The organism is Marinobacter profundi, assembly GCF_002744715.1.
In the GTDB taxonomy this organism is placed as follows: domain Bacteria; phylum Pseudomonadota; class Gammaproteobacteria; order Pseudomonadales; family Oleiphilaceae; genus Marinobacter; species Marinobacter profundi.
The window spans coordinates 558,822-583,279 of record NZ_KZ319367.1 but is presented as its reverse complement, the minus strand read 5'-3'; the positions used below and the strand labels follow the sequence as shown (position 1 = coordinate 583,279).

Genomic DNA, 24,458 nt, shown 5'->3' with positions numbered 1-24,458 from the left:
GGTCACGGCTCCCCGATGAAACCGGACAGGGCGTGAACCGCATAAGGTTCGGAACCACTGGCGGGGATGCGGGCAACGGTGACATCCACCCGTCGCATGGTAGGTTCGGCGGTGCCGAGAACCGCGGTGGTTACCTGCCAGCGGTACTGGCCGAAATCCAGGTCGTCGGTGGTTTCGGAAATACCCGGCAGAGCCTCGGCCAGCCGCATTTCATTCATCCGGTTGTCGGCAATCCAGCTCGCCAGCGTCTTGTCTCTGACCCGTTCATAACTGTTGATATACTGACTGGCAACTTCCGAGGCCGCCGTGGCGATCAGTCCGAACACCAGCAGCGCCACCAGCACCTCAATCAGCGTAAAGCCCGAATGCCTGCGGTCGCCCATCCTGGCGCTCCTCATCCCGCTACTCATCCCGCTGTTCTCCCGGAGCAATCCACTCCAGCGGTGACAGGCCGTCGGACCAGATCAGGTGACGGCGGTCGCTGACCGATCCGATGGTGAACTCCAGCTCAAAGGGAGTGAACTCTCCGCTGGAGAAAAACACCACATCCGGACGCAGGCGATCCTCGTTGGAGGACAGCCGCGGAAGGTCGTTCTCGATGAATTCGGTAACGGTCATCCATTCCGGCAACTGGCGGGCACTGAACAGGCGATCGCCCTTACGTTCCCAGTCGCCATTCTCGTCGTCATAAACCACGAACTGGTAGCGGTCCTCTTCAATGAGCAGGCCCAGCTCCTGGTTGTTGAGAACCGCCTGTTCGGAGGCCGTCTGCATAAGCAGGTAAAGCTCCCTGACTTCGTTTTCCAGCTCCCGCTGGCGGCCACCGTCGCCAATACTGATCACCGCAAGCGCTGCCAGCAAGCCGACCACTATCAGCACAACGAGAATCTCGATCAGGGTAAAACCCGCGGACGACGGCCTTGTCAGCACCGGTTTTATTTCCCGGACGCCCACACACTGATGTCTGCAGCGTCACCATCGCCGCCTTCCTGGCCGTCAGAGCCAAAGGAGTAAAGGTCGTAGGGACCTTCGGTGCCCGGGCTCACATACTGGTAAGGCGCTCCCCAGGGGTCTTCCGGGACGCTCTTCAGGTAGCCGTCCGGGTTCCAGTTCTTCGGTTCCGGGGTGCCACTGGGCTGTTGTACCAGGGCTTCGAGGCCTTGCTGGGTCGATGGGTAATGACTGTTATCGAGGCGGTACAGGTCCAGGGCATTGGCAATATTGCTGAGCTGGGTCTCCGCTACGGTTACCTTGGCCTGATCACTTCGCCCCATGATATTGGGGGCAACAATTGCGACCAGCAGCCCGAGGATCACCATCACCACCATGATTTCGATCAGGGTGAAACCGCGTTGTGTACCTTTGTGTTCCATTGTCATAACTCTCATTTGTCGAACGTTTCCTTTTTCAGTTTCCTGTTTCCATGTCCCTGTGGCTGCCTAGCCCACCAGATTGCTCATGTTAAGGATGGGCAGCATGATGGCCAGGACGATAATCAGCACCACTACGCCCATGACCAGCAACATCATTGGCTCGAACAGCCCCACAATAGCGGCAATCTTGGCCTGCAGCGTGTTCTCCTGCATTCTCGCGGTGCGTTCAAGCATGCTGTCCAGCTCGCCGCTGGATTCACCGCTGGCAATCATGTGCAACATCATCGGCGGGAAGTACCCGGTCTGATCCAGAGAACGGTGCAGGGATCCCCCTTCACTCACTTTCTGGGCGGCGCCCCGGAGCTCCTGACGCAGAAAGTCGTTGGACAGCACCTCCCCGGCAATCCGCATCGCGTCTACCAGGGGGACGCCACTGGTGGTCAGGATACTCAGCGTACTGGCATAACGGGCGGTATTAACGCCGCGCACCATGCCCGAGAACATGGGCATGTTGAGCAACGACCGGTGAAACCGCAACCGCACCGCTGGCTTGCGCAGGGACAACCGGAACGCGACCACCGCGACTATCAACAGGATCAACAGATAGACACCAAAATCTGCCAGGAATTCCGACATCGCCAACATGACCCGGGTCAGGGTCGGCAACTCCTGGCCCTGCTTGACGAAAACTTCAATAATGTCCGGCACCACGTAGGTCAGCAGGAACACCACGATGGCAATGGCCACCACACTGAGAATGATCGGATAGATGGCCGCCAGCTGAATCTTCTGGCGGGCTTCCTGGCGGGACTCGGTATAGTCGGCAAGCCGGTTCAGCACCAGATCAAGGTGGCCCGCATGCTCGCCGGCTGCCACCGTGGACCGATACAGCCGCGGAAAGGCCCTGGGAAACTCACCCAGGCTGTCCGCCAGGGTATGACCTTCCATGACCTTGGCTCGAATGGCAATCAGCATGCCCTTGATGCGCTGGTTACCGGACTGCTGGGCGGCGGCCGACAGTGCCTGCTCGACCGGGATACCGGACTGGATCAGCGTTGCCAGCTGTCGGGTAACCAGGGCCAGGTCCGCCGGCCCCAGGCTGCCGCGCCGGCTTAAGGGATTGGTGCGAACCTGTTTTTCCGCAGCCGGCTCGACCGCCAGTGGCGTCAGCCCACGCTCTCGCAGTTGCTGGCGAATAGCGCGGGCACTGTCTCCCTCCAGAACGCCTTGCTTCTGCCGGCCCCGGGCGTCCAGGGCCTTGTAGTCAAATGCCGGCATGGGTCATCGGCTCCGGTGGGTGACGCGGAGAACTTCTTCCATCGTCGTCATTCCGTCAAGGATCTTGGTAACACCGTCGGCATGAATACTCGGACCGGCACGCCGGGCCTCGTGTTCCAGGTCCAGTTCACCGGCACGCTTGTGGATGAGCGAGCTGATCTGTTCGGTAATCTCCACCACTTCATAGATACCAATCCGGCCCCGGTAACCCAGCTGGTTGCAGGCATCGCAGCCCTTTGCCCGGTATATCGTGGGCGGGTTGGCAGGGTCCTGCTGGAGGAATTCGCACTGCTCCTCGCCCGGGGTGTAGGGTTCCTTGCACTCATTGCACAGGACCCGCACCAGGCGCTGGGCCACGATACCCACCAGACTCGAAGAGATCAGGAATGGCTCAATCCCCATATCCATCAGACGGGTAATGGCACCGACCGCAGTGTTCGTGTGCAGTGTGGACAACACCAGGTGGCCGGTCAGACTGGCCTGTACCGCAATTTCAGCGGTTTCCAGGTCACGGATCTCACCAATCATCACCACATCCGGATCCTGACGCAGGATGGCCCGCAGGCCCCGGGCAAATGTCATATCCACCTTCGGGTTGACCTGGGTCTGGCCGATGCCCGGCAGGTTGTACTCGATGGGGTCTTCGACCGTCAGGATATTGCGGGTACGGTCGTTGATTTCCTGCAGCGAGGCATAGAGCGTGGTGGATTTACCGGAGCCGGTCGGGCCGGTCACCAGCAGGATGCCGTAGGGCCGCGAAATCAGCTTGCGCAGCACCTTGAGATCGTTGCCGGCCATGCCGAGGGATTCCAGGCGAATGCGCCCGGCCTGCTTGTCCAGCAGACGCAGCACTACCCGCTCGCCACTGGCGGAAGGCATGGTGGATACCCGGATGTCCACTTCCCGGCCGGCAACCCGCAGGGCGATCCGACCGTCCTGTGGAACCCGCTTTTCGGCGATATCCAGCTTCGCCATGACCTTGATGCGGGACACCAGCAGCGGCGCGAGGGCTCGCTTGGGCTGCACCACCTCACGCAACACGCCATCAACCCGGAAGCGGACCACCAGGCGTTTCTCATAGGTTTCAATATGCACGTCCGAAGCGTTGGTCTTGACCGCTTCAGTAAGAATGGCGTTGATCAGCCGGATGATCGGTGCGTCGTCCTCCTGCTCCAGCAGATCCTCGGTTTCGGGAACCGAGTCCGCCAGGGACGCCAGGTCCATGTCGTCGCCGATACCTTCTACCATCTGCATGGCTTCGGTAGAGTCACTCTGGTAGGCAGCGTTCAGGGCCTCGTCGAAGTGCTCCGGGGCAATTGGCGCAAAGCGGGCCCGCCCGCCGCTGATGCGGTTGGCTTCGGCCAGCGCCGTGTGGACCGCGCCCGGACGGACCAGGATAACCGGTTCACCGTCTTCGTCGCGGGTCAGGATGACCCCGTTGCGCTTTGCAAAGGTGAAGGGCAGACGGCCCAGCGGCGCATCCTGCGGCTGGAGTTCGATGTCTGTGTTCAAGGCTGTCCTCGTTGTGTTGACGGGCCAGTCATTTCGGGCCCCGGAAATCCTTGTTATTCAATTAATTCAGAAAGGCTACCATAGGATATGGAACCGCTGAATAACTCTATACACTATACTGCCTTTTACTGATTAAAATGCCGTTACCAGGAACATCAATGTCTGTTATCAGCCCCCGGTTACCTGCTCTTCTCAGCCTGCTGGCCATCCTTGCCATGGTCGCGACCCTGTCTTGGCAGGGTTACAGCTTCTGGCAGATGGAGCAGAAAACCCGCACCGACGCCGGCGCGACCAGCCAGGTTACCACTCCGGAATCCCGCGAGCCGGAAGTTGACTTATCCAGTATCGACCTGTTTGGCACCGCCGACCAGAGTGCGGCTGCCCAGGCTGTGGACACCGAAAACCTGCCGGAAACCAACCTGCGTCTGTTCCTTCGCGGTGTGCTGGCTGCCGACGGCGACTTCCCGGGCAGCGCACTGGTTGAAGATGACAAAGGCAAAACCGAAGCCTACCTGGTGGGCGACGAACTGCCCGGTAACGCCAAATTGCGGTCAGTCCACCCCCGGCGCGTGATCATCGAACGGGCCGGCAAGCTCGAGAACCTGTATTTTCCCGAGACCGAGGATCGCAGCGGCATGGACGTCGCAGACAGCAATGATTCGCCGGGCTACGATACCGCCACCCCATCCGTCACACCCGCGGCATCCGGAGGCGGGGTGACCATTCCCGCAACACCCGCTGCCGACGAGCAACGCCGAGAGGAGATCCGCCGCCGCCTTGAACAGCTCCGTGAACGCCTCAGAAACAACAGTAACTGAGGTCACGTCATGGCGGCCGGGGTCATGCAACCAGCTCGCCGGGCTTCCCTGCTCCCGATCCTGCTGCTGGTCACCACCGTTGCCGCCTTCGAACTGGGTGGCAAACTGCTGGATTACGTCCAGGACGAGTTTGGTACCGAAGCCCGCGCCCGCCTGGAAACCTGGCAAAACCTGCAAAAAATGGCGGCGTCTGCACCGATAGAGCGCAAGCTCAGCCTGGTGAATTCATTCTTTAACCGCGCCAGATTCATCAACGACATCAAGCACTGGGGTGAGGAAGACTACTGGGCGACCCCGGTGGAATTACTGGCCACCAATGGCGGCGACTGCGAAGACTTCTCCATCGCCAAGTACCTGACCCTGAAATCCATGGGCGTTCCGGACGATCAGCTCCGCATCACCTACGTCAAGGCCCTGGAACTCAACCAGGCCCATATGGTTTTGGCCTGGTATCCCACGCCGGATGCCGATCCGCTGATCCTCGATAATCTGATCAACGAAATCCGGCCCGCCTCCCAGCGTCCGGATCTGGAGCCGGTCTACAGTTTCAACGGTGAAGGCCTGTGGTCGAACCGCGCCGGAGACCGTAACCGGCGGATTGGCGAGGCCGCCAAGCTGCAACGCTGGAATGACCTCAATTCACGCCTGCTGGAAAGCCTGCGTTGAGCGCCGGCGCCCGTCAGCCAAACAGCACCCGCCCCAACCCCGAGGTTCGAATGACCCGGCGCCCTACCGCCTGATCAAAGACTTGCTGATCCGGCACCAACAGGCTGAACCAGTGTTTCGCCCGGGTAATGCCGGTGTAGACCAGTTCCCGGGTAAGTACCGGATTGATCCGGTCCGGCAACACCAGGCAGGTGTGGGCGAATTCGGAGCCCTGGGATTTGTGCACCGTCATCGCAAACACGGTTTCCACCCCTTGCAGTCGGCTGGGCAGCACCCACCGAACCCCGCCGGAGCCATCGCCGGCCGGAAAGGCCACCCGGATGACCCGATGATCCGGATCGATCACTTCGCGGCCATTCAGCCAGTGGCGGGCCGGCACTTCCAGGGTTATCCCGATATCACCGTTCATCAGCCCCAGACTGTAGTCATTACGGGTGACCATGATCGGGCGACCGGCGAACCAGCCTTCCCCGGTACTGATCAGCTTGTCTTTGCTCAGGGCGGCAATAATTGCCTGGTTCAGCCCCTCGACCCCGAACGGGCCACGGCGCAGGGCGCACAGCAGCTGGAAGCGGTTATAGGCCTCCAAAACCTGGCCGGCCCACTGCTCCCACTGGGTCCAGTCGGCATCCGCAGCGGGTCGCGCCCGCTTCATTACCCCCAGGTAGTGGCGGTAACCTTCCGGCGGTGCCACCGGCCGGCCCTGGATCAGCCGCCCCTCGCCGCCACCGGGGAAACTGGCAGCGCCACCGCCAAGGCAATGGCGGGTGACTTGTGGTTCCGGTTCCGTCCGGTTGATGGCCGCTCGGGCAATATCAACAAAGCCACCCTGCAACACCCGGGCGGCCTCCGTGGCCGCGTCGCCACTGGCCGGCTGGTTGACCGCCGTAGCCAGCTGGCCGATACCGCTGTCCGCAGTGAAACGATAGCTTTTGCGGAGCATGGTGATGGCCTGGTCCAGCGGAGTACCCGCGCCGTCCAGCAGCTCCGGAGCGATGACGGTGCCGGCGACCTGGGCGAGCCAGCCAGCCGTCGCCGGAGTGTAGTGGCCGCCAGCTGCGCGCTGGCAAAACTCGCCCAGGACCGCGCCGGCATCCACTGACGCAAGCTGGTCCTTGTCGCCCAGCAGAATCAGCCGGGCGTGGGGCGGTGTTGCCTCCAGCACCCGCGCCATCATCTCGATGTCCACCATCGAGGCTTCATCGATCACCAGGACGTCTGCCACCAGCGGGTTGTGCCGGTGATGGCGAAACTTTCGCGAGCCGGGAATGCTGCCCAACAGCCGGTGCACCGTGGTCACTTCGACGGGGATTGCGGCTCGGATGGCCTCACCGTCGTGTAGCCCGCTCAAGTCCAGGCCGTCGACCGCACCGGCGAGGGACTCATTGAGGCGGGCGGACGCCTTGCCCGTGGGCGCGGCCAGGCGGATACGCAGGCTGCGTGCCCCCGCAGACAGGCTCAGCGCAACGCTCTGCAGGGCAGCCAGCAGCTTGACTACGGTGGTGGTTTTGCCGGTTCCCGGGCCACCGGTAATCACACTGAAGCCCTGGCGGGCGGCATTGGCACAGGCGACCCTCTGCCAGTCCACCGCGTCATCAGCGTCGACCCCGCCAAACAGTGCGTCCAGCGCCCCGGCCAGGGCCCGGGCACCCACACCGGAGGGGTCCTGCAGCTGCGTTAGCGGCGCCAGGCGGTCTGACAGCTGATGAAAGATGGCCTGCTCGTACTGCCAGTAACGGCGCAGGTACAGGCGGTGGCCATCACGGACCAGGGGCGACGACGAGTGCTCACCATCGGCGACGTCCGCCACCACAAGGGGCAAATCGAGGGCTGTTTCCCAGTCGCCCAGTGCAGTATCCCGCAGAATATCCGATGGCAGCAGACGTTCGTCGGGCGCCACGTCATCTTCCGGCGGTAGTGACAGGGCGTCGTTAAAGCCTTCCCGGGTCATGGCGTCCAGATCCAGGCAGACATGACCCCGTCCGAGCTGATGGGATGACAGCGCAATCCCCAACATCAGCAACGGGCTGAGCGGCTGGCCGGCAGCCTCCGCCTGATGACTGACAAATCGCACCAGGGCAAGATCCAGCGCCCGCAGCCAACCCAGCTCTACCCAGGACTCCAGCAGCGACAACAAGGTGGCCGGATCGGCCAGTACCGTCTCGCTCATCCAGCGGGGTTCTGGTGTAGTGCTTGCCTGCGCCCCGGTTGCGGAATTATTCATTGTTACCTCGGTCATAGCAGGGCCTCCTGCTCCATGACACCATCGGCACGGGGCTCCGTCCGGGCCTGAAACAAACGGTCCATGGCCTCAATCAGCCGGCGATCCGGCCGGTCCAGGTGAACGCCGCCCTGTTCGCCGCCGTTGCCCCGCAGGAACAGGTAAACCGCGCCGCCAATATGCCGGTCATAATCGTAATCCGGCAGCCGCGCCGACAACAGCCGGTGCAGGGCCAGCAGATAGATCGCGTATTGCAGGTCGTAGCGGTGACCCGCAACCGCCAGGGCCATGGCGTGGGGGGTGTAGCTCGGATCATCCGGGCCCAGGTAGTTGGATTTATAGTCGGCCACGTAATAGCGGCCATCGTGTTCGAACACCAGGTCGATAAACCCCTTCAGCATGCCATTCAGGGTCGCGCTGCGGGCTTGCGGTCGGTTGCGGATTGCAGGATCGTCATGGCCGGTCAGAGTGTGTTGACGAACCAGGGCGTCCAGAGCGGTGGTGTCTACCTGGTGACTTGCAAACCAGAACTCCATCTCGGGCAGCACGCGGCTCAGGCTACCCAGGGCCACCGGCATTGCGGGGCCGTCCGGCTGGCTCGGTAACGGTAGCGGCGCCTCCAGCAGATCGCCGGCCCAGTTCAGTAATGGACCGGCCCAGGGAGTCCAGCCCCTGCTCTGGCAGGCGCGCTGGATCAGTTCGCGCAGGCCCGCCGGATCCCCGGCCACGGCAGCAAACCCCTCGCGGGCACACCATTCAAGAATGCCATGGAGGAACGTACCGGGTCCGGCACCACGGTAGAAACCGTGGATCCGTCGGGTATCCGGATGCGGGTGGCGTGTCGGAGGCGGCAAGACCTGGCCAAGGGGCACAGACTCCTCGCGCTGGCGCTCCGCCTCCGGGGTTTCCGCCTCCCCGCCGGGGCGAACGGGTTGCGAGGGTGAGTCGGCCGCCTGGTAACGAATTGCCGAATAGCTGGCAATCCACCAGTTTTCTTTCGCCTGCCTGGCGGGTACCCGTGCGTCCACCAGCGAATGCGGCTGCTCCGGTGTATACAGGTCATCGCTGGCGGGAGGCAGCGGCGATACCGCCATGGTGGCACAGGTCGCTGTCATCTGCTCAAGACAGCCCTGCAACGACTGGCTACCGTCGTGGCCTGCCAGGTAACCCAGGGCACAGCGTTGCTCCTCCCCCTTGATATCCGGCGCCCCCACCCAGGTGGCGTGGCGGGCACGGGTCAGCGCGACGTAAAGTTTGCGGATGTCCTCCGCCAGTCGCTCCCGGTCGGCCCTGGCCAAGGCATCCTCGTCCGCGCTGAAGACCAGCGCCAGCCGGCCATCGCCGTCGTGCCACGACAGCGGCGTGTCTTTCTTGTTCACCGGACGGCAGCTGGTAGCGTACGGCAGAAAGACCAGGGGATACTCCAGCCCCTTGGACTTGTGAACTGTGACCACCTGGACCAGGTCGGCATCGCTTTCCAGCCTGACCTGCAGTACCTCCGAGCCCTTGCCGCCATCCGCCAGCATGTCGCCATAGGCACGAATCAGTGCCTGCTCTCCGTCCACCCGCTGACTTTCCCGCTGCAAAAGCTCCGCCAGATGCAAGACATCGGTCAGCGACCGCTCGCCGCCCTCCCCGGCCAGCAGCCGCGCCGGGGCATCAAAGCGGGCCAACAGTTGACGGATCATGGCCAGCACGCCCTGGCGGCGCCACGCAGTATGGAAGCTGCGGAAGGCTTCAATTTCTTCTTCCCACGCCAGCTCGCTACGCCGCAGGTGATCCAGGGTCGACCATTCCAGACCCAGTGTGGCGGTGGCCAGCGCAGCGCGGACCAGTTGGTCGCGTTCCGGTTCGGCGCAGGCTTTCAGCCAGGCCAGGACATCCCGCGCCTCCGGTGTCTGCAGCACCGACGCACGGTCAGACAGGTACACACTTTTGACACCGCGCCGGGACAGTGCCTCTCGAACCCGGCCCGCTTCGGTGCCGTTGTTCACCAGGATGGCAATATCTGAAGAACGCAGCGGTACCAGTTCGTCATCCGGGCGCCGGAATCCGGCCCGGCCCTGCACCCCCAGGTTGAGCAGGCGTACGATCTCGGAGGCGCAGGCCTCTGCAGTGCGGTCCTGTACAACCGGTTTGTTGTCGGTATTGGTATCCGTCCAGAAGGACATGGCCGGCGGTTGCTGGCCATCCACTTCCAGCCATTCCTTGCGACCCTGAGCCCGTACCGACAGGAATGGCACCGGATTGGCACCCGCGCCGCCATGGTCCCGGAACAGGAAGGCGCCATGGCGGGTCTTCTGCTCACCGTAGGCAAACACCTGGTTGGCAGCCTCAACCATCGCCAGTGCCGAACGGAAGTTTTTTGGCAGCGTGACGTGGCGGCCTTCAGTCGCCTGCCGAGCCTTCAGGTAGGTAAAGATATCAGCGCCGCGGAAGGCGTAGATCGCCTGTTTCGGGTCGCCAATCATGAAGAACCCGGTATTGCGGTTATTCTCGGCGACACGGTAGACCGCATCGAAAATCCGGTACTGCACCGGATCGGTATCCTGGAACTCGTCGATCATCGCCAACGGAAACTGCTGCCGGATGGTAGCCGCCAAACGCTCACCGCCAGGGCCGTGGAGCGCGGTATCCAGCCGGGTCAGCAGGTCATCGAAGCCCATCTCCGCCCGGCGCTGCTTCTCCCGCTCCAGGCGACGACTGATCCAGCGGCAGGCGTGGAACAGCAGGCTTTCCGGGGAGACCTGGCGACCGCAGATGTCCCGTAACCGGCCCACCGCAACCACCAGTGGGTGTTCCTCCGGCCCCGCATCCTTCCATGCATCCGCAATGCCCTCCGGGCTCAGCCGGTTCCAGGCCGGCTCGGTGAGACCGGGCGCGGCCAGGTCATCACCAGCGGCCCACTCCAGCAGCTTCTCGAGCCAGCCCGCGAGATGGTTATCCCGTAACTTGCTGCCGTTGAACGCCTTGCGGGAACGGGCTTCGGCGACGACCGAGCGGAAGTCCTCGACCCACCCGGCAATTCCAGGTCGCAACTCATCGAACACCCGACGGCGCGACGCCACCAGATCCCCCAGCTGCACGGCAGGACTGCCGCCGTCTTCTGGCAGCGTATCCAGGTAGGCCAGCAGGCTTCCCACGCGGTCCTGCAGGGTGTCGGGAGCGCTGAAACACCCCAGCCAGAGATCGGCCGCATCCGCATCCAGCGGCGAGACGAAGGTGCGCCAGTAGTCCCGTACCACTTGTGCGAACAGCTCACTCTGGTCTGTTTCAAGGTTCTGGTTAAACAGTCCGCCACTGTCGAAGGCGTGCTCCTTCAGCATCCGGTTACACCAGCCGTGGATCGTGTGCACTGCCGCTTCATCCATGGACTCCGCCGCCAGTTGCAGCAGGCGGGCCTTGGCCGGCCATTCGGCGGGGTCCGGGTAGCTGGCCCGCAACTGCAGCAATGGATCATCCTGCTGGTCCGGAGCCTGTAAACTGTCAGGCTCGCCCCGAAACACCTCGGCCGCCTCGGCCAGGCGTTTGCGGATCCGGTCCCGCAGCTCCTTGGTAGCCGCTTCGGTAAAGGTCACCACCAGCAGGTCCCGCGGGGTCAGCAGTTTGCCGGTCGCGGCAATGTCGCCGTGGCCCAGAATGGCCCTCACGTAGAGCAAGGCAATGGTGAAGGTCTTGCCGGTCCCGGCACTGGCCTCAATCAGCCGGCTCCCGCAGAGCGGGAACGTCAGCGGGTCCAGCTCGACAATGTCGATCGGCGTTCGGGCATCCGTCATATCGGCTCCGTGGTGATCCCTCATCATTTGGCCTCCCGGTCTTCAGAGTGCCCCTTTACCGCTTCATGTAGCGGTCGGTAGAGCCGGTTAACCAGTGTGGTAAAGCGTCCGTCCGCCACCAGGCGGTCGAAATCCGGCCAGGCCCGTTGCAGGGCCGGCGTTTCATCCACTTCACCGGAGCGCTGATAGGCGCTTTCGAATACCGTCCGGGCTGCCTCCCGGGCCCTGTCCTCACCTTTTGGCAGCGCATCGAGCCAGGCGAAGGCGGTTTTCGGGGCGACCGGCAATGGTTCGCACAGGCCCTCCAGCCACGTGGTCAGGATGTCGTGCAGATGATCCCTGGCCTGCTGTTTCGGTAACGGCGGGAAACTGACGTCGCCGGCCTTGCTGAGCAGGAACGAGTTGACCGGCCCGTCCAGGGTCAGGCAGGCCGCCAGGTGGTTGACCCAGGGCGCCAGGAAACGGGGCCATTTGTACTGATTACTGGCGGTCGTCAACCCGCTGGTGTGCAGGCTGACCAGGGCCAGGTCACCCTCTGGCGTGGCTCTCAGGCCATCCAGCCAGTCTTCCAGTACCAGCTGCTGGCCGGCCAGCTGGAACCCGGCGGAGACCAGATGAAGGTCCTGCTTGACCGGATAGCGGGCCAGCAACGCCTGGTAGCGTTCATACAGTTCGGGCAGATCACGGGTCAACCGGCGTTGCTGCAGGACACCGACGCCACCTGCCGGCAGTTCACCCCGTGCGGCCTGCCTTTCGGTCACCCGGGTGAGCCGCGCCTCCAGCGACGCTTCATCCGCGCTCCGGCCATTCTCGGGCGGCTGTAACAGGACCTGACTGATCAGCTCGTCGGTCAGCTTCCAGTTGCCAAGGCCATCCACCACAAAGGGCTCATCGTCCTCGGTGCCCGCGGCCTCACGGTCAAAGTAGATGCCGAGGCGCTGACGGAAGAACGCCTCCACCGGCTGCTTCAGGAAACTGGCAGGCATGCTGAGGCTGATGGTATCCCCCGGCAGGTCCTCGGGAAGATCGCCAAGTGCCTGCCGGCCGGATTCCCGCTCGCGCTGACCGTCGTGGGCACTACGCCACTCGCCGGCGTAGGTGAACAACGGGCCCTCGTCGCCGCTGAAATAACGGGGACTGAACGGCTGCAACGGATGCTCGGTTGTCAGCCGCTCCGACAAGGACGTTGCCGGCCCCGTGGCGTGTCGGGCGTCTTTCCCGGTCGGCTTGGCCGGCCGGATTTCATCCAGATGATCCCTTAGCTGGGCCACCAATACCGAGGGCGGCCTCTCAGAATTATCATTAACACTACGACCTATCCAGCTGATATAAAGTCGCTTTCTGGCTGACAACAGGGCTTCCAGGAAAAGGTAGCGGTCATCCTCGCGGCGGGAGCGGTCACCGGGGCGGTAATCTCCGGCCATCAGGTCGAAATCCATCGGCGGGTAGCTGCGGGGATAGTCGCCATCATTCATGCCCAACAGACAGATATGGCTGAACGGTATTGCCCGCATCGGCATCAGCGTGGCGAAGTTGACCTTGCCGGCGAGAAAGCGCTGGCTCAGACCGCCCTGGTCGAGTTTGGCCAGCCACTCTTCCCGCACGATCGTCAGTGGCAGGGGCACGTCAGCCAGCCCGGCGTCTTCACAGGTCGCCAGCCAGCGTGACGCAACCTGCTCCAGCCGCCCCATTATCAGCGCTCCCTCGTCATCCAGTGCACCGAAGAAACGGTCCCGCAGATCATTCAGGGTTGCCAGCCACTGCCCCGGCGTGCGAGGAAGCGAGAGGGCCTGCCAGAGGTAGGCCAGTTCACGGATAAAGGCATCAAGGCGCCCGGCGATCTGGCTTTCCAGTCCACCAACTTCGTCATAGGGCTCGATTCCCTGCCAGGCCTCGCCTTCACCAGTGGCGTAGCCCAGCAACATTCGGTGCAGGCCAAACATCCAGGTGTTCTGTTCCATCTCCGCAGGCAGCTCGAGGGCACGCTTCTGATCCCCCTGCAGGCCCCAGCGAATATTCGCGCCGCTGATCCACTGGTGAAGCAGCGGCAGGTCTTCTTCGGTGAGACCGAAACGCTCCCGCACCGACGCCACGTCGAGCAGATCCAGGACATCACTGACGGCAATTCGGGATTCCGGTAATGCCAGCAGGTGCTCAAGAGCCACCAGCACCGGGATCTGATGACGCTGACCCTGGTCGGATATGGTAAACGGAATGAAACGGCGGTCATCATGATCAAAACGGCCAAACACGGCCTGAATGTGGGGCGCGTAGGCATTGATGTCCGGCACCATGACAATGATGTCCTGCGGCTTCAGTGCCGGGTCACTATTGAAGGCTGCCAATAGCTGGTCGTGGAGGATTTCCACCTCGCGCTGAGGGCTGTGGGCGGTATGGAATACCAGGGATCCGTCGGCCCCTTCCTCCGGCGCAGGCAGGCTCCGGCTTTCGCTGACCGGACGCAGATTGAGTATGTCATCCTGCAAACGCGCGAGGAGCGTCGCACTGGAATCTCCGGCTACCACATCATCAAACAGATCGATCCGCTCAAACCAGTGGCGGTAGTCTGCCGCGTTGTCGTACTCATCCAGCAGCCGGATATAGTCACGGCCCTGCTTGCCCCAGGCCGCCAGCAAGGGGTGGGCGTGAAGGTGCAGATTACGGTCATCCAGCACTGCCGGCATCCCCTCCCGCAGTGCGCCCCGACGGTTGGCCGCCCGCAACAGCTCCCGGTCCTCGACTATATCCGCCCAGTAGAAGCGGCAGGGGTTGTGCACGCACAGCAGCACCTGGCTGCACTGCCCCAGGCGGCTCAGCACTTCCAGGGTTTGCTGGGGCAACGACGAGACCCCGAAAACCACCAGCCGTGCCGGCACCCCGGCAGGCCGGGTTTGCGGCGTCAGGCTGCGGGCAGCGTCAAGAAAACGGTTGTGAACGTCAGCCCGGCTGATCTCTCCGTCGGCGGCGCCGATATCCTCCAGCAGCAGCCGCCACAGCGCGGGCTGCCAGCTCTGGCCGGCGGGCACCGCCGCTTCCTGGCCGCGGACCAGCAGCACGTCCCTACCCTCGCTCCACGCCTCCAGCCAATCCGCGCGGTAGACCTGGTACTGGTCGAACAGGTCGGCGATTTTTTCCGCCAGCTGGAACAGCCTCCGCTCCGGCTCCTCACCACTGAGAAAGCGCGCCAGCGGCGCAAAGCCCTCCTGTTCGGTCACTGCCGGCAGCATCCGCAGCAGGCGCCAGGTCATCCGGTCCTTGTCAAACGGCGACTCGGTCGCCACCGCATCCGACCCCAGCACTGCACGATAGACCTGCCAGAGAAAGCGCGACGGCAGCGAGAAGGTCATCGCGGCGGCGATACCCAGGCCGGCAAGTTCCGGGTCGTCCCGGTCCCGCGCCAGGGCCAGCTTGAGCCACTGGGCAATACCATTGGAGTGCACCAGAAACACCTCTTCCTCCAACGGCGCAAGGGGGAAGCGGCGTATAACTTCAACGGCAAGCTCCCGCAGGTTCTCCAGCCGGTTGCCGTGAATGACCTGAAAACCGGTGGGAATCGGTCGGCTACCGCCGGATTCCATGGGTCCTGCCGCTGGCGCCTGCGCCATGTGCACTCCTGAGTCTGATGGGTCTTACCGGAAAGTCTGCCTCAACTGCGCGACACCCCTTGTCGTCGCGCCTGTTGCAAACGGGATCACAAACCAGATCGCAAACCGGCACTGTCGTCAAATGCCAGCCGGCTTGTCGTGATCGGATACTGTATCAGGGGAGAATACCGCTACAATCCTGACAGTCCAATCTTTACGAAAAATCAGCGTGTTGGCCACTGCTGGCTATCCTGGCCACCGCAGGCCTGCCAACGCGCCCCAAAGGAGTAATGCACCATGAGACGCTGGAATGGCTGGGGAGATGACCAGTACAACCTCGAGTTACCCGATGCGGGCCGCCAGTTTCTCGACGACCGGGTTGGCCCGGGCACTCCGCTGCGGGATGTTGATCTGGACACTGTTTGCCAGTCTGTGCCGCCGTCAAGGCTGGTGCCCCATCCACTGGTACAGACCCGCGCGGAGGACCGCGTGCGGCACGCCCGTGGCCAGAGTCTGCCAGACTGGCTGGCGATGCGCAGCGGTGACTTCGGCGTATTTCCGGATGGCGTGGCCTACCCGGAATCCGCGGACGACGTAAAGCATCTCCTCAACTACGCCCGCAGTAATGGTATTCAGCTTATTCCCTACGGCGGCGGCACCAGCGTCGCCGGCCACATCAACCCGCTGGCCGGGAACAAGCCTGTACTCACCGTCGACATGGGGCGGATGAACCGGCTCACCGACCTGGACACCGAGAGCCAGGTGGCAACATTCGGCGCCGGTACACCGGGGCCGCTGGTTGAATCCCAGCTAAGGGCGCGGGGCTATACCCTCGGGCACTTCCCCCAGTCCTTCGAATTGTCCACCATCGGCGGTTGGGTAGCCAGTCGCTCCAGCGGCCAGCAGTCGCTCCGTTATGGCCGCATCGAACAGCTGTTTGCCGGCGGCAGCATTGAAACCCTGCAGGGCACCCTGGAAATTCCCACCGTGCCGGCCTCCAGCGCCGGGCCGGATATCCGTGAGATGGTGATGGGGTCCGAAGGACGTATTGGCCTGATCACCGAAGTCAGGGCCCGGGTAAGCCCCCTGCCGGAGCACGAAAGCTTTCATGTCATGTTCTTTCCGGACTGGGAGCAGGCCCGCAATGCGGCTCGCAAGCTGGTGCAGAACCGGACGCAACTTTCCATGCTGCGACTGTCCAATGCCGTAGAGACCGAGACCCAACTGGCGTTGGCGGGCCACCCGCAGCTGATTCGCCTGCTGGAATCCGTCCTCGCCCTCAAAGGCGTCAGGGGCGGCAAATGCATGATGACCTTTGGCACCACCGGCAGCCGGCGGCAGTGCCGGACCGCCCTCGGGGAAGCCAGGGCCCTTGGCAAGCAGTTTGGTGGCGTCTACACCGGCACCCGGTTGGGTCGCAAATGGGCCGAAAAGCGCTTCACCATGCCGTACCTCCGCGAAGCACTGTGGCAGATGGGGTATGCCGTAGACACGCTGGAAACCGCAACCGACTGGGACAACGTCGACAACCTGCTGAACCGGATCGAGCATAACCTCCGTCAGGGGCTCCGGGAGCAAAGCGAACGGGTTCACGTGTTCACTCACTTGTCCCACTTCTATCCCCAGGGGTGCAGCATTTACACCACCTATGTCTTCCGGGTGGCCGACAGCTACGACGAGACCTACGCCCGCTGGCACCACCTGAAGTCCACCACGTCAGAGCTGATCGTCCACAATCGCGGCACCATCAGCCACCAGCATGGTGTCGGCAAGGATCACGCACCCTATTTGCCGCAGGAAAAAGGCGAACTGGGCATGATGGCCATTCGTTCGCTGTGCGGTTCCTTCGATCCGGAGCAGTTGCTCAATCCCGACACCCTGTTCCGCAACTGATCCCGTCGGCACTGCGGTAACCCAATGAACCGTTTAAATGACCTGACCCAGGTGGCAGACATGACGAATTCATCCCGGCAAGACGCGCTCAACACATTGCGGGCAGCAGACTCACCGTTCGATGTAGTGGTGCTTGGTGGTGGAATCACCGGCGCCGGTGTCGCCCGGGAGGCCGCAGGCAGTGGCCTGAAAACACTGCTGGTCGAACAGCGTGATTTTGCCTGGGGCACCTCCAGCCGGTCATCCAAGATGGTCCACGGAGGACTGCGCTACCTGGGCAGCGGCCATCTCAAGCTCACCCGCGATGCCGTCCGCGAACGGGAGCGACTGTTGGCCGAGGCCCCCGGGCTGATTGACCCACTGCGTTTCATCATGCCCCACTTTCACAAGCAGTTTCCCGGACCTCGGCTGTTCCAGCTGCTCTTGCGCGCCTACGACCGTCTCGCGGGCCAGCAAAGCCGGCTATGGCTTTCGCCCGGTGAGACCCTGCAATGGGTTCCGGGGCTCGACAGCCACGGCCTGGCTGGCGCCAGCGGGTTCACCGATGCGGTAACCGATGATGCCCGGCTGGTACAGCGAATCATCGCGGAGGCCCGCGCTGACGGCGCCACCTGCCTGAACTACGTCTGCGCCCGGAAGATTCTGCGGGATGCTGCCGGCCAGGTCACCGGAGTCGAACTGGTGGACACTGCGGATGACGGCGCTGGCAGCGCATTCCGGGTAACGGCGAACCTGGTCATCAATGCCACCGGCGCCTGGGCGCAACGACTTCGTCCCGGCGCCGGCCAGGGAAGCCCCATTCGTCCACTACGGGGCAGTCACCTGGTCGTGCCATTCGACAAGCTGCCCGTTGCCTGTTCGGTGTCCCTGTTCCATCCGGATGACCGTCGCCCGGTGTTCGCCTTTCCCTGGCAGGGTCGCACGGTGCTTGGTACCACTGACCTGGACCATCGCGAGGACCTTGATCATGAGCCGTCCATCACCGACGCCGAAGTCAGCTACCTGCTGAAAATTGCCGCAACCCTGTTTCCCGGCCAGCCTCTGGGTCGCAGCGATATCATCTCCACCTGGTCCGGCGTTCGTCCCGTGGTCAGTGAAGGTAACGAGCTGGCTCCGTCGAAAGAGAACCGTGAACACGTGATCTGGCAGGATCAGGGGCTGATCAGTGTTGCCGGCGGCAAACTGACGACCTTCCGGCTCATCGCCCGGGAAGCCCTTGACCTTGGCCGCCATCAGTTGCCGGCGCAACGACCGGCACCAGAGCTCCGTAACGAACGACAACCGGTGCTTGCGCCTTGCCCGGCATTGCCCCGACCCCCGGGGGTATCCCATGACCTGTGGCAACGATTGCAGGGCTACTATGGCCGTCAACTTGAAGGACTGCTGACCGCCGGCCCACTGACGACGATTGGTGACAGCGGCGTGACCTGGGCCGAACTGATCTGGGCGGCAGCTCATGAAGACGTAATGCATCTGGACGACCTGTTGTTGCGGCGAACCCGAATTGGTCTGATCCTGCCCCGGGGGGCTGAGGACCAGTTACCCGCCATAGGCACGCACTGCCGGAAAGCCCTGGGCTGGAGCGAACCACGCTGGCATTCCGAAGTGGAACGCTATCTGGCTCTCTGGCAGACAGCCTACGGTGTACCTGCCCAGCCTCGCCAGGGGGTGCACCCATGAGCGACCGGCAACCACTGATCCTCGCCATCGACAACGGCACCCAGAGCGTGCGCGCCTTGCTGTTCGATACGAGGGGCAACCTGGTCGGCAAGGGGAAGCAGGAAATCGAACCCTATTTTTCCAGCCAGCCGGGCTGGGCGGAGCAGGATCCCGACTATTTCTGGGACAACCTGGGCAAGGCTTGCGCACTGCTCTGGCGAACGACCAACGCAAGCCCGCAGCAGGTGGTGGGAGTCACCGTCACAACCCAGCGGGGTACGGTGGTCAACCTCGATGCGGACGGCAAACCGCTGCGGCCTGCCATTATCTGGCTGGACCAGCGCCACGCCCGGGTAGATGGCCCGTTAAAAGGACCCTGGGGATGGCTGTTCAGGCTCCTGCGCCTGGAAGACACCATTAACCGTTTCCGGGAAAAAACCCAGGCCAACTGGATTGCCCAGAACCAACCGGATCTATGGGCAAGAACCCACAAATTCCTGCTTCTGTCCGGCTACCTCAATTTCCGGCTGACCGGACAATACCGGGATTCCGTTGGCAGTCAGGTGGGCTATCTGCCGTTTGATTACAAGCGTCACCGCTGGGCAGGCAAGCGGGACTTCAAATGGCGGGCCATGCCGGTAACCCCTGCCATGCTGCCCGAACTGGTCAGCCCCGGTGAGGTGCTGGGCCATCTCACGCCCGCTGCGGCCGCTCACCTCGGACTGCCCCCGGGCCTGCCAGTGGTCGCTGCGGCATCCGACAAGGCCTGTGAAATTCTCGGCAGTGGCGGCCTGCATCCGGACATTGCCTGCATGAGCTATGGCACCACGGCGACGATCAATACCACCAGCCGGCGGTACGTGGAACCCATTCCCCTGATGCCGCCCTACCCGTCGGCCCTGCCCGGCCACTTCAGCACCGAGGTGATGATTTATCGTGGTTTCTGGATGGTGAGCTGGTTCAAGAAGGAGTTTGGCCTGCGAGAGCGCCACATTGCCCGCGAGCGGGGTATCCAGCCCGAGGTACTGTTTGACGAACTGGTCAACTCGGTTCCGGCGGGTTCCATGGGTCTGATGTTGCAACCCTACTGGTCGCCGGGTGTAAAACAGCCGGGACCAGAAGCCAAGGGCTCCATTATCGGATTTGGCGACGTACACACCCGGGCCCATATCTACCGCGCCATGCTTGAGGGCCTGGCGTACGCCCTGAGAGAGGGCAAGGAGCGCATCGAGAAACGCAGCGGGGTAAAAATCCGTACCTTGCGGGTCGCCGGTGGCGGCTCCCAGAGCGATGCGGCGATGCAGCTGACCGCCGACATTTTTGGCTTACCGGCCGAACGCCCTCATACCTGGGAAACATCCGGCCTCGGCGCAGCGATCGATGCTGCTGTCGGCCTGGGTCTTCACCCGGATTTTGAGACCGCCGTGGCCGCAATGACGCGGGTTGGCGACGTCTTCCAGCCGGACCCCACCACCCGCGAGCTGTATGAGCGGCTGTATTCCGAGGTCTATCTGCAGATGTATCCCCGTTTGCAGCCCATCTATCGTAAAATCCGGGAGATTACCGGCTACCCCCGCTAGCGCCGGACCAGTCCCGCGACGGCGGCTCAACTTTTAGTATCATGAGCAAGCCAATCTGCGATGGCTGGTATACACTAGCTGCCGGTTCCCTATAACAACTACAGATACCAATGCAACGCGTGCCGCAACAGCCTGCGCAATACGATCGCCTGATCGCACTCCCCCACATCGCTGGCCTGCTGGTCGCTCTGGCTATTCTCCATCTAGTTGCCCATAGCAACTTTTTGCTGTTCCACACTCTGGTCGAGATGCTGCGGATCGTGGCACTCACCGGATTATTCGCGCTGGCATGGCACACCCGACACTGGTCCGGGAACTCCTTTCTCGGCGTTGCAGGCACTGCGGCTATTGCCATTGCCGGACTGGAGCTGCTGCATACCCTCTCCTACAAGGGGCTGGCTATATTTCCCACGGCCGACGCCAATCTGCCGACCCAGTTGTGGATTGCCTTCCGGGGCCTGGAAGCCCTGGCATTCCTGGTTGCCGCACTGTGGATCAGGCGGGCGGTGCACTACGGGTGGGCCCTGACCGGTTTCGGATTACTCGGCCTGGCCCTCCTGGTGCTGGTTTTCAGTGGCTATTTTCCGGACAGCTTCGTTGAAGGCAGTGGCCTTACCCGTTTCAAGATTATCGCCGAGTACCTCATTGCGCTGTGCTTTGCCCTGACCATGATCCTGCTTTTTCGCCGGAGAGAGCAGTTTGCCGCGCCCGTTCACCATTTGTTGCAGGCCTCCCTGCTGTTCAACGTATTTGCCACCCTGGCGTTCACCCAATACATCAGCGTGTACGGATTCGCCAACGAACTTGGTCATTACTTCCTGTTTCTGTCGGCCTACCTGATCTATCGCGGTGTGCTGGTAACCGGGGTGGTGTCACCGTTCAACCTGCTGTTCCGTAACCTTAAAATGCATGAGGAACATCTTGCGGAGCTGGTGTCCGAACGCACGGCGCAACTTGAGCAAAGCGAGTCTCTCCGGCAGACGTTTTTCCAGCACTCACCCGCCATCATCCTTCTAACTGATGCGGACGGGCGGCTGACATTGGCCAACCCGGCCTTTGAAAAACTCGCCAACCGACGTCAGGATCAGATTCTTGGCAAAACCCTTCACGACGTGCTGTCGCCGGAACTGGCCGACACCGCCGCCCGCCATGTCCATGAGAGCCGGCAAGCGGGCAGGCCCGTTACCGTGACCGAAACGGTGAACATCGACGGCCATTCCCGCATCTTCGAGACCATTCATTTCCCGCTTCCGGGATTGGCAGCGTCGGATTCCGGTCGCGGTATCATCGCCACCGACGTCACTGAACACCGTCAGGCCCAGGCCAGAATTGAATTCCTGGCCCATTTCAATGCGCTTACCGCACTGCCAAACCGCAACCATTTTGAAGAACTGGTCAACAACCGCCTGGCCCAGGGCCGACCGGCCGGGCAGCGCCAGATGCTGGCTTACATCGACCTCGATAACTTCAAGGATATCAACGACACCTTTGGCCATGTGATGGGTGACAACCTGCTGCGGGAAATCGCAGGCCGGCTGAAAAGTGCATTCCACACTCAACACAGCGTCATTGGCCACTCCGCCGGAGACGAGTTCATGATTTTCCTCGGGCCGGTGCAGAGCGAGGACGAAATAAATCGTGAAATCAGAACGTTATACGATCTTTTTGCATCACCCTTTGAAGTCAGCGGGCAGCTGCTGACTATCACAATATCGGTGGGTGTGGCCGTATCACCCTCGGACGGCGAAGACTTTTCGGTGCTGTTCCGCAACGCTGACACCGCCATGTATGCCGCCAAAGCGGAAGGCCGGAACACCCACCGCCGCTTCACTCAGGCGATGGAACAGAAGGCCCTGGAGCGACAGGGGTTACTGGCGAAGTTGCGCGGAGCCCTCGGGCGAGGCGAGCTCTACCTGAACTATCAGCCCCAGTTTGATCTCGCCACCCGCCAGATCGTGGGTGCGGAAGCGCTGCTGCGCTGGTGCCATCCGGAATTGGGCGCCATCAGCCCCGAGCGGTTCATACCCATTGCCGAAGAAAGTGGCCTGATCGTCGAGATCGGTCAATGGGTCATCCTCGAAGCCTGCCGGCAGGCCGCGGCCTGGCAGCGTGCCGGGCTGCCTGGTATCACCATGGCGGTTAACCTGTCCGCCATCCAGTTCCAGCGTCCGGACCTGTGTGAATCTGTTGCGGGTATCCTGGCGACAACCGGCCTGCCCGGGCAAAACCTCGAACTGGAACTGACCGAATCGGTTCTGGTCGGGGATGTGGAGCGCGTCGTGAATACCATCAAAACCCTCAAGCAACAGGGCATTCATCTGACCGTCGATGATTTTGGCACCGGGTATTCCAGTCTCGCCTATCTCCAGCGGTTTGCCGTCGACAAGCTTAAAATTGATCAGTCTTTTGTGCGTAATATGGCCACCGACGAGAGCAGTTCCTCCGTGGTACGGGCAATCATCAGGCTCGCTCACAGTCTCGGCCTGAAAGTCGTTGCCGAGGGCGTTGAGACAGCCGGCCAGACTGAACAGCTCGCCCGTCTGACCTGCGACGAAGTCCAGGGCTACCACTTTGGCAAACCGATGGATGCGGAGGAATTTACAGCCTTGCTGGGTAGCCGGACCACGCCAGCCTGAGCAGAATTTCGTATGTCGATATTTCACATAAATGCTCTATAATGTGAAAACTCGACAAAGGAGGCGATTATGATCTCTCCCACGGCTAAACGTGACACCACCAGCGATCGCATGCTGCTCGGCAAGGCACTGCTCAATGCCGGCCGCGCCATGGGGCTTACCCAGGCGGAACTCGCTGACGTGGTGGGCCGGAACCGTACCGGACTGGTGCGCGACGGTGTTGACCCGGCCAGCAAGGCAGGCGAACTGGCCTTGCTGTTCATTCGCCTATACCGCAGCGTCTACAGCCTGACCGGCGGCGATGAAGATGCCATGCAGCACTGGCTGGACACCCGCAACCGCTACTTTGACGCGATACCCCGCGAGCTGATTCAGACCGCAGAAGGACTGGTACGGGTCAATCACTACCTCGACGCCATGCGGGGGCGGATTTGAACTATCGGGAGCGGGTCACCGAGCACCTGACTGCCCTGCAGGGGGCTGTGTTCCGCGTGGTGGAAAGCCAGGAGGAAATAGCGACAACCCGGCTGGTGGACAACATCCAGGAGCAGATGCGTCTGGAGGAATTACTGGAGGGCAGCAAGCCTGCCCTGCCTCCCAAAACAGAAAAACTGCACTACCTGCTGTCCACGCCGTTCCGCTATCCGCCGCTGAAGTACGGCTCCCGCTTCGGGCGCAGTTTCGAACCCAGTTTGTTCTATGGCGCCATGAGCGTGGACACCGCGCTGGCGGAAACCGCTTATTACCGCTTCGTATTCCTCAGCCACCTGGAAACTCCTTTTCCAAGGCCTCTGACGACTCTGCATACACTCTTCAGTGTTCGCATCCGCACTGCCAAAGGCATCCGCCTGCAGGAGGAAGCATGGCGGGACCTGCATGAGGTACTGACTGATCCAGTCAGCTACCGGGAAAGCCAGGCCCTCGGCACCGATATGCGCCGGGCCGGCGTCGAAGCCTTCCAGTTTCTGTCTGCACGGGCACGTCAGGCCGGGCTCTATCAGCTGCCATTCGAGGTTTGCCAGGGTGTCGAAGGTATCAATGCCGCGCTGTTTTCACCCAGGCCATTTTCCGACAAGCAACCCAGAAGCCGGCAGCGCCTGATCGTTGTCAGCGGTCAGGAAACAGTATCGATGAGCCTGGCGGGGGAAGATGGCCACAAACGGGGCGTTGACTTTCACCGGCATGTTTTCCTGGTCGATGGCAACTTTCCCCAGCCCGCATTTTGAGACTCTGCAGAACTTCGCTCGCTGCGCAGCCCGGCACCAATAGAATCATGATCGCGCTCATTCTCACCCAACCCTCGCTCCGCCCTCACCCTTGACGTCAGATGATTAAAAAATCCGCAGTTTTGTTGATCTGCATCTAAGGGTGCGACAGCGAATGCGCTCTATATTGACGGTGAACGATCAATAATCGTCGTCGCAGGCAAGGCAGGCCAATCAACGGCACAAAGTGGCCGAAC

16 protein-coding genes are annotated in these 24,458 nt (G+C 62.2%); 8 read left to right on the top strand and 8 right to left on the bottom strand.

All coding sequences use genetic code 11. From position 1 onward, the window contains the following. Window positions 1-2: 2 nt before the first annotated feature. The 5 genes from gspI to gspE are packed head-to-tail and all read right to left on the bottom strand — an operon-like array spanning window position 3 to window position 4,163. A complete protein-coding gene (gene gspI, locus CLH61_RS02560) occupies window positions 3-383 on the bottom strand; it encodes a type II secretion system minor pseudopilin GspI (RefSeq protein ID WP_099613119.1) in 381 nt (126 codons plus the stop codon). A gap of 19 nt (window positions 384-402) precedes the next feature. Further along, on the bottom strand, window positions 403-930 hold the full coding sequence (gene gspH / locus CLH61_RS02555) for a type II secretion system minor pseudopilin GspH (RefSeq protein ID WP_099613233.1): 528 nt from the start codon (window positions 928-930) through the stop codon (window positions 403-405). Between the two features lie 5 nt (window positions 931-935). Next, complete coding sequence (gspG, locus tag CLH61_RS02550) at window positions 936-1,388, bottom strand: type II secretion system major pseudopilin GspG (RefSeq protein WP_099613118.1); 453 nt, start codon at window positions 1,386-1,388, stop codon at window positions 936-938. A gap of 51 nt (window positions 1,389-1,439) precedes the next feature. Beyond that, window positions 1,440-2,651, bottom strand: coding sequence for a type II secretion system inner membrane protein GspF (gspF, locus tag CLH61_RS02545; RefSeq protein WP_099613117.1), 1,212 nt, complete (start codon window positions 2,649-2,651; stop codon window positions 1,440-1,442). Between the two features lie 3 nt (window positions 2,652-2,654). Further along, window positions 2,655-4,163 (bottom strand): type II secretion system ATPase GspE, encoded by a 1,509-nt coding sequence (gspE, locus tag CLH61_RS02540; protein ID WP_099613116.1) that lies wholly within the window; start codon window positions 4,161-4,163, stop codon window positions 2,655-2,657. A 158-nt stretch (window positions 4,164-4,321) separates the two neighbouring features. Here gspE and CLH61_RS02535 point away from each other — a divergent pair, with 158 nt between their 5' ends. Then, window positions 4,322-4,981, top strand: a complete 660-nt coding sequence (locus tag CLH61_RS02535) for a type II secretion system protein N (RefSeq protein WP_099613115.1) — start codon at window positions 4,322-4,324, stop codon at window positions 4,979-4,981. 24 nt (window positions 4,982-5,005) lie between these two features. Continuing rightward, entirely contained in the window at window positions 5,006-5,647 is a 642-nt protein-coding gene (locus CLH61_RS02530; RefSeq protein ID WP_228152503.1) for a transglutaminase-like cysteine peptidase, read from the top strand. A gap of 13 nt (window positions 5,648-5,660) precedes the next feature. On the opposite strand, the gene recD is transcribed toward CLH61_RS02530, so the two are convergent. From recD to recC, 3 genes are read right to left on the bottom strand one after another with little or no spacing between them, the layout of a single operon-like run. Continuing rightward, complete coding sequence (recD, locus tag CLH61_RS02525; RefSeq protein WP_228152502.1) at window positions 5,661-7,886, bottom strand: exodeoxyribonuclease V subunit alpha; 2,226 nt, start codon at window positions 7,884-7,886, stop codon at window positions 5,661-5,663. Next, window positions 7,883-11,644: an exodeoxyribonuclease V subunit beta gene (recB, locus tag CLH61_RS02520; protein WP_099613113.1), complete on the bottom strand. Its 3,762-nt coding sequence runs from the start codon at window positions 11,642-11,644 to the stop codon at window positions 7,883-7,885. The genes recD and recB overlap by 4 nt, the downstream gene beginning before the upstream one ends. Window positions 11,645-11,667: 23 nt before the next feature. Beyond that, window positions 11,668-15,249: an exodeoxyribonuclease V subunit gamma gene (gene recC / locus CLH61_RS02515; protein ID WP_228152501.1), complete on the bottom strand. Its 3,582-nt coding sequence runs from the start codon at window positions 15,247-15,249 to the stop codon at window positions 11,668-11,670. A 276-nt stretch (window positions 15,250-15,525) separates the two neighbouring features. Here recC and CLH61_RS02510 point away from each other — a divergent pair, with 276 nt between their 5' ends. From CLH61_RS02510 to CLH61_RS02485, 6 genes are all read left to right on the top strand, one after another. Then, window positions 15,526-17,121 carry an FAD-binding oxidoreductase gene (locus CLH61_RS02510; protein WP_099613111.1) on the top strand — a complete coding sequence of 532 codons (1,596 nt, stop codon included), beginning with the start codon at window positions 15,526-15,528 and terminating at the stop codon, window positions 17,119-17,121. Window positions 17,122-17,181: 60 nt separating this feature from the next. After that, on the top strand, window positions 17,182-18,801 hold the full coding sequence (locus CLH61_RS02505) for a glycerol-3-phosphate dehydrogenase/oxidase (protein WP_099613231.1): 1,620 nt from the start codon (window positions 17,182-17,184) through the stop codon (window positions 18,799-18,801). After that, window positions 18,798-20,360, top strand: coding sequence for an FGGY-family carbohydrate kinase (locus tag CLH61_RS02500; protein WP_099613110.1), 1,563 nt, complete (start codon window positions 18,798-18,800; stop codon window positions 20,358-20,360). The genes CLH61_RS02505 and CLH61_RS02500 overlap by 4 nt, the downstream gene beginning before the upstream one ends. Before the next feature lie 110 nt (window positions 20,361-20,470). Further along, window positions 20,471-22,996 (top strand): bifunctional diguanylate cyclase/phosphodiesterase, encoded by a 2,526-nt coding sequence (locus CLH61_RS02495; protein WP_099613109.1) that lies wholly within the window; start codon window positions 20,471-20,473, stop codon window positions 22,994-22,996. A 69-nt stretch (window positions 22,997-23,065) separates the two neighbouring features. Continuing rightward, window positions 23,066-23,431: an MbcA/ParS/Xre antitoxin family protein gene (locus tag CLH61_RS02490; protein ID WP_099613108.1), complete on the top strand. Its 366-nt coding sequence runs from the start codon at window positions 23,066-23,068 to the stop codon at window positions 23,429-23,431. Next, window positions 23,428-24,222, top strand: a complete 795-nt coding sequence (locus tag CLH61_RS02485; RefSeq protein ID WP_099613107.1) for an RES family NAD+ phosphorylase — start codon at window positions 23,428-23,430, stop codon at window positions 24,220-24,222. Before CLH61_RS02490 ends, CLH61_RS02485 begins: the two co-directional genes overlap by 4 nt. Window positions 24,223-24,458: the final 236 nt, after the last annotated feature.